The sequence below is a fragment of the Komagataeibacter europaeus LMG 18890 genome, from assembly GCF_000285295.1.
In the GTDB taxonomy this organism is placed as follows: Bacteria; Pseudomonadota; Alphaproteobacteria; order Acetobacterales; family Acetobacteraceae; genus Komagataeibacter; species Komagataeibacter europaeus.
The window spans coordinates 1-5,998 of sequence record NZ_CADP01000141.1; the positions used below are offsets into that span (position 1 = coordinate 1).

At 60.0% G+C, this 5,998-nt stretch carries 5 protein-coding genes; all 5 read left to right on the plus strand.

Annotated elements, in window-relative coordinates:
• Window positions 1–791: site-specific integrase (locus tag GEU01_RS24990; protein WP_157212893.1), on the plus strand; the 791-nt coding region annotated here is incomplete at its 5' end.
• Entirely contained in the window at window positions 788–3,007 is a 2,220-nt protein-coding gene (recD2, locus tag GEU01_RS18975) for an SF1B family DNA helicase RecD2 (RefSeq protein ID WP_026018879.1), read from the plus strand. The genes GEU01_RS24990 and recD2, both read left to right, overlap by 4 nt.
• 59 nt (window positions 3,008–3,066) lie before the next feature.
• Window positions 3,067–4,296: an ATP-dependent helicase gene (locus tag GEU01_RS23355; protein WP_019087327.1), complete on the plus strand. Its 1,230-nt coding sequence runs from the start codon at window positions 3,067–3,069 to the stop codon at window positions 4,294–4,296.
• 13 nt (window positions 4,297–4,309) lie between these two features.
• Window positions 4,310–4,957, plus strand: a complete 648-nt coding sequence (locus tag GEU01_RS18985; protein ID WP_019087328.1) for an SOS response-associated peptidase — start codon at window positions 4,310–4,312, stop codon at window positions 4,955–4,957.
• Between the two features lie 81 nt (window positions 4,958–5,038).
• A partial coding sequence (locus GEU01_RS18990; RefSeq protein WP_019087329.1) for an IS256 family transposase occupies window positions 5,039–5,998 on the plus strand: 960 nt, incomplete at its 3' end.

Genomic DNA, 5,998 nt, shown 5'->3' on the forward strand with positions numbered 1-5,998 from the left:
CTAAACCGGTCGGCCATGCTGTTCATAAGTACATTACGGCCTGGATGAAAAAACGAGCGTCACCCCGCAAACATCTTGATCGGCGAACCGGTGAACATGTACATTTTCTCTTTCAACTTCGGAACAGGCCAATCGCGAAGGAAGTTTTAAATCAGACTGTTATCCCGCTTTTGTGCAAAAAGGCTGGTATTCCGATTGAGGACAGTAAAGGCCGTATTACAAGTCACCGTGGACGGGCTTCAGCCGTTTCTATGCTGGCCAGCGTTCCGCAAGGAATGACAATATTCGATTTGGCAAAATGGTGCGGCCATACGTCCGTTCAATCGACGATGAGCTATGTTCGGTCGAAACCTACGCAATTGGCGAGTGCGTTTGCCAAGGCGGATCAGGCGGCGCGGATGATCGAAATTGTTATTGATAAGGAGGTTATTGCGGCAGGCGCAACGAAGGATGGAGCACCTTGGAAGTATTACGATTTAGGTGATTCTTACTGTAGCAATGCGTTTTGGAGCACTTGTCCGCATCGCATGGCATGCGCACGCTGTTATTTCAATATTCCGAAGCCAAGCGCCAAGGGCGTTGTCCTGGCCGCTCAGCAAGCAGCCAATCGTTTACTGGAAGAGGTCTGGTTAAGCCCAGAGGAACGGGATGCCGTGTCCGGAGACGTTGAAGCATTGGAGGGAATGTTAAACAAGCTTCGAGATAAGCCAGCGCTGGATGGCCGAACGCCTGGCGAAATTTCGGCAACATGCGGTTCCCAAGTGTCTTCTCCGTTCACAGAATCAGAATGACCAGTGCCGTGGTTGGAGAACAATGCCAAACGGAAGCGCTGGCCGGCCTCGTGGAGCGGGTGACGTTCCACAATGCCGAGAACGGTTTCTGCGTCCTGCGGGTGAAGGTGCGGGGGCAGCGCGATCTGGTCACTGTCGTCGGCCATGCCGCCATGATCTCGGCGGGTGAGTTCGTGCAGATGTCGGGGCGCTGGTTCAACGACCACACCCACGGCTTGCAGTTCAAGGCGGAGTTCCTCAAGGCCAGTCCGCCGACCACGGTCGAAGGCATAGAGCGCTATCTCGGCTCGGGCATGATCCGGGGCATTGGTCCCGTCTATGCCAAAAAACTGGTGAAAGCGTTCGGCGAGGCCGTGTTCGACCTGATCGAGCAGGAACCGCATCGCCTGCGGGAAGTGACAGGCATTGGTCCCAAGCGGGCCGAACGGATTGTCGGTGGCTGGGCAGACCAGAAGGTGATCCGCGAGATCATGCTGTTCCTGCACAGCAACGGCGTCGGCACGTCGCGGGCGGTACGGATCTTCAAGACCTACGGGCAGGATGCGGTCAGACTGATCAGCGAGAACCCCTATCGGTTGGCGAAGGACATCCGGGGCATCGGCTTCAAAACCGCCGACCAGATCGCCCGGAAGATGGGGATCGCGCTTGATGCCATGATCCGGGTGAGGGCCGGGATCTCCTATGCCCTTGGTGAGGCGATGGATGAAGGGCATTGCGGCCTCCCGGTCGGTGAACTCCTGACCAGCACCGCCGAACTGCTGGAGGTCGCCGCCCCTCTGATCGAAACAGCCCTCGCGCTGGAGCTGGAAGCGGGAGACGTGGTCGCTGATAGCGTGGGAGAGACGAGTTGCATCTTCTTGGCTGGTCTCTATCGCGCGGAGCAGAGCATCGCCGAGCGATTGCGCGCCTGCGCCGTGGGTCGGCCGCCCTGGCCGGAGATCGATGCTGAAAAGGCCATGACTTGGGTGGAAGGCAAGACCGGACTTGCCATGGCGCCCAGCCAGCAGGAAGCGGTGCGCCTTGCACTGCGTAGCAAGGTGCTGGTGATCACGGGTGGTCCTGGCGTGGGCAAGACCACGCTGGTCAACGTCATTCTGAAGATCGTGACTGCCAAGGGCACAGACGTGCAACTTTGCGCGCCGACCGGCCGGGCGGCGAAGCGCCTGTCGGAAAGCACGGGGCTGGAAGGCAAGACCATCCATAGACTGCTGGAGACGGATCCGGGCAATGGCAGTTTCAAACGGGACGATACCAACCCGCTGACCTGCGACCTGCTGGTTGTGGACGAGGCCAGCATGGTCGACGTGCTGCTGATGCGCTCCCTGCTGCGCGCGTTACCTGACAGCGCGGCTCTGCTGATCGTCGGCGACGTGGACCAGTTGCCTTCTGTCGGACCGGGGCAGGTGCTGGCCGATATCATTGGCTCCGATGCTGTTCCTGTGGTGCGCCTGACCGAGGTGTTCCGCCAGGCGGCACAGAGCCGGATCATCACCAACGCGCACCGGATCAACGAAGGGAAGATGCCGGAGCTGAGCGCGGAAGAGGGATCGGATTTCTATTTCGTGGAGGCGGCTGAGCCCGAGGTCGGACTGCGCAAGTTGCTGACCGTGGTGAAGGACCGCATCCCGGCGCGGTTCGGGCTGGACCCGGTCCGCGACGTGCAGGTGCTCTGCCCGATGAACCGGGGTGGGCTGGGCGCACGGTCGCTGAATATCGAGTTGCAGCAGGCGCTGAACCCGGCAGGCGACGTGAAGGTCGAGCGGTTCGGCTGGACCTACGGTCCCGGCGACAAGGTGATGCAGATCGCCAACGATTATGACCGGGACGTCTTCAACGGGGATCTCGGCGTTATCGACAAGATCGATGTGGAAGAGGGCGAACTGACGGTCTTATTCGATGGACGGGAGGTCGTTTACGGCTTCGGCGAGTTGGACGAACTGGTGCTGGCCTACGCGACGACCATTCACAAGAGCCAGGGCTCGGAATATCCGGTAGTGGTCATCCCGCTGGTGACGCAGCATTATACGATGCTGGCGCGGAACCTGCTTTATACCGGTGTTACACGGGGGCGGAAGCTCGTCGTGCTGGTCGGGCAGAAGAAGGCTCTGGCCATAGCTGTGCGAAATCAGGGCGGAAGGCTACGTTGGTCAAAACTGAGAGACTGGCTGGTGGGTACGTCAGGTACAGGTCATCTATCCCGCCTAAAGAAACCTTAAAATTGCTTTTTTGAGGTTGTGAAATTGTATTCCACATAAACGCCTTCCGGGCCGCTACCGTGCGCAACATTCTCGATTTTCCGGCGTCCTTTGATCCTCCGGCATGCATTGTGACGCTGGACCGGAACTACCGTTCCACAAAGCCCATTCTGGATGCGGCCAACGCGGTGATTGGCGAGGCAGCCGAGCGGTTCACCAAGGATCTGTGGACCGAGCGGACCTCGGAGGAAAAACCACGACTGGTCACCATCTGGGACGACACTGCCCAGGCGAATTACATCGCCGATCGGGTGCTGGAAGAGCGTGAGGCCGGCACACCGATGAAGCAGCAGGCGGTGCTGTTCCGGGCTTCGCACCATAGCGGCACGCTGGAGGTGGAACTGACCCGGCGCAACATTCCGTTCGTGAAGTTCGGTGGCCTGAAGTTTCTCGACAGCGCGCATGTGAAGGACGTGCTGGCGCTATTGCGCTTTGCCCAGAACCCACGCGACCGCATTGCGGGCTTTCGGGTGTTGCAGCTTTTGCCAGGCGTGGGACCAACCTCGGCCCGGCGGGTGCTGGATACGATGGGGGAGAATGCCCATCCCTTCGAGGCGTTGAAGGAGATCAAAGCGCCCCAGCGCAGCGGCGAGGCCTGGATGGGGTTTGTGAACACGCTCACCGCTCTTGGCAGCCATCAGGTCGGCTGGCCGGGCGAGATCGCGGCAGTGCGTTACTGGTATGAGCCGCATCTGGAGCGGCTGCATGAGGATGCTTCCACGCGTCTGGCGGATCTGGTGCAGCTGGAACAGATCGCCGGGGGCTACCCGTCACGCGAGAAATTCCTGACCGAACTGACGCTGGACCCGCCGGATGCCACGTCCGATCAGGCTGGCGTGCCGCTGCTGGACGAGGACTATCTGATCCTCTCCACCATTCATTCCGCCAAGGGGCAGGAATGGAAGAATGTGTTCGTCATGAACGTGGTCGATGGGTGCATTCCGTCCGATCTGGCCACCGGTGAGAAGGATGACATCGAGGAGGAGCGCCGGCTGCTTTATGTGGCCATGACGCGGGCGAAGGACAGTCTCGATATCATGGTGCCGCAGCGTTTCTATGTGCATGGCCAGCACAGCCGGGGCGACCGGCACGTCTATGCTTCACGCACGCGCTTCATTGATCGGGATATGCTGTCTTTGTTCGAAGCCGTGTCATGGCCTGTCGTGAAACCGGAAGACCAGGCCCGACAGGAAGCCGTGAAATCCGTAAGGATCGATATGGCAGCCAGATTACGCGGCATGTGGTCGTAAGGGAGCAGGGCCGATGTGCAATCTCTATTCCATGACCTCGAACCCGCAGGCGATCCGCGAGATTGCGAAAGTCCTTGAGGATCGCACGGGGAATCTCCAGCCGCTACCCGAGATCTGGCCGAACACGATGGCGCCGGTCGTGCGGAATGGCGAGAACGGCCGTGAACTGGTTATGGCGCGCTGGGGCATGCCGACACCGCCCGGCTATCTCAAGGGACATAAGGTCGATCGCGGTGTGACCAATATCCGCAATCCGACCTCGACATGGTGGAAGCGCTGGGAAGGTGTTGCGCATCGCTGTCTGGTGCCGCTGACGGCGTTTTCGGAACCCGAGCGTCTGTCTAATGGGAAATCACGGCCTGTGTGGTTTGCCCGCAGCGACGGAGAGCCGCTGGCCTTCTTTGCCGGGATCTGGTGCCGGTGGACGTCGGTGCGCAAGCTGGCAGACGGGGAGACGATGGATGACCTGTTCGGGTTTCTGACCACCGATGCCAATCGGGAAGTAGGGACGATCCATCCGAAGGCCATGCCTGTGATCCTGACGCAGCCGGATGAGCTGGATGTGTGGATGAATGCACCGACAGTAGAGGCTCTGCGTCTTCAGCGGCCTTTGCCGGATGGTATGCTTGCTCGTGTCGAAGAGCCGCGTCCGTTCGGATGACAGTTATGGTGGGGGTGCAGAGAGTGTCCGATCTTCTGTGTATAATTGATCTGGTCCATACTTCACCGAAAGGAAGTATGAATGACCATCTCGATGGAAATCCTCGACGAATTGCTGACGGGCGTGAAGCGTCCTGAAGACCTGCTCGGAGACAGCGGGTTGCTGAAGGAGCTGAAAATTCGGCTCATGGAGCGTATGCTGGGTGCAGAGTTGAGCGCGCATCTGGGCTATGAGGAAGGCAAGGCTGCCCCGCCGGGCCAGTCGAACCGGCGGAATGGCTCCACGACCAAGGTGCTGAAAGGCCAGGACGGCGCCTTTCCGGTGACGGTGCCGCGCGACCGCGACAGCAGCTTTGAGCCGGAGCTTATAAAGAAGGGCCAGACCCGGATCGACGGGATCGACGACAGGATCATCGGTCTCTATGCCGCCGGTCTGACGGTCCGGGACATCCAGACCCATCTGCTTGATCTTTATGGCCTGAAGGTCTCTCCCGACCTGATCAGCCGCGTCACCGATGCCGTGCTGGACGAGGTCCGGGAGTGGCAGGGCCGGGCGCTGGATCGGATGTATCCCATCGTGATCTTCGATGCCCTTCGGGTAAAGATCCGCGATGCTGACAGCCGGACCGTTAAAAACAAGGCGGTTTACGTTGCTCTCGGTGTCACCCGCGAGGGAGTGCGCGAGGTTCTGGGGCTCTGGATCGCCGAGAATGAAGGCGCCAAATTCTGGCTTTCGGTCATGAACGAGTTGAAGAACCGGGGCATCCAGGACATCCTGATCGCGGTCGTGGACGGGCTGAAAGGCTTTCCCGAGGCCATCACCGCCGCCTTTCCCGAGGCGATGGTTCAGACCTGTATTGTTCACCTGGTGCGCCACAGCCTGAACTTCTGCTCATGGAAGGACCGCAAGGCCGTGGCTGCCGACCTGCGCCGGATCTACGGGGCGGCGACCGCTGACATGGCGGCCGCAGAGCTCGATGCGTTCGAGGAGAAATGGGCCGGGAAATACGCGTCGATCGCCCCGGCATGGCGCCGGGCATGG

What these genes read in the sequence shown, in the direction of transcription:
- GEU01_RS18985 (WP_019087328.1), top strand. Translation starts at nt 4,310, where the DNA reads ATGTGCAATCTCTATTCCATGACCTCGAACCCGCAGGCGATCCGCGAG.
- recD2 (WP_026018879.1), top strand. Translation starts at nt 788, where the DNA reads ATGACCAGTGCCGTGGTTGGAGAACAATGCCAAACGGAAGCGCTGGCC.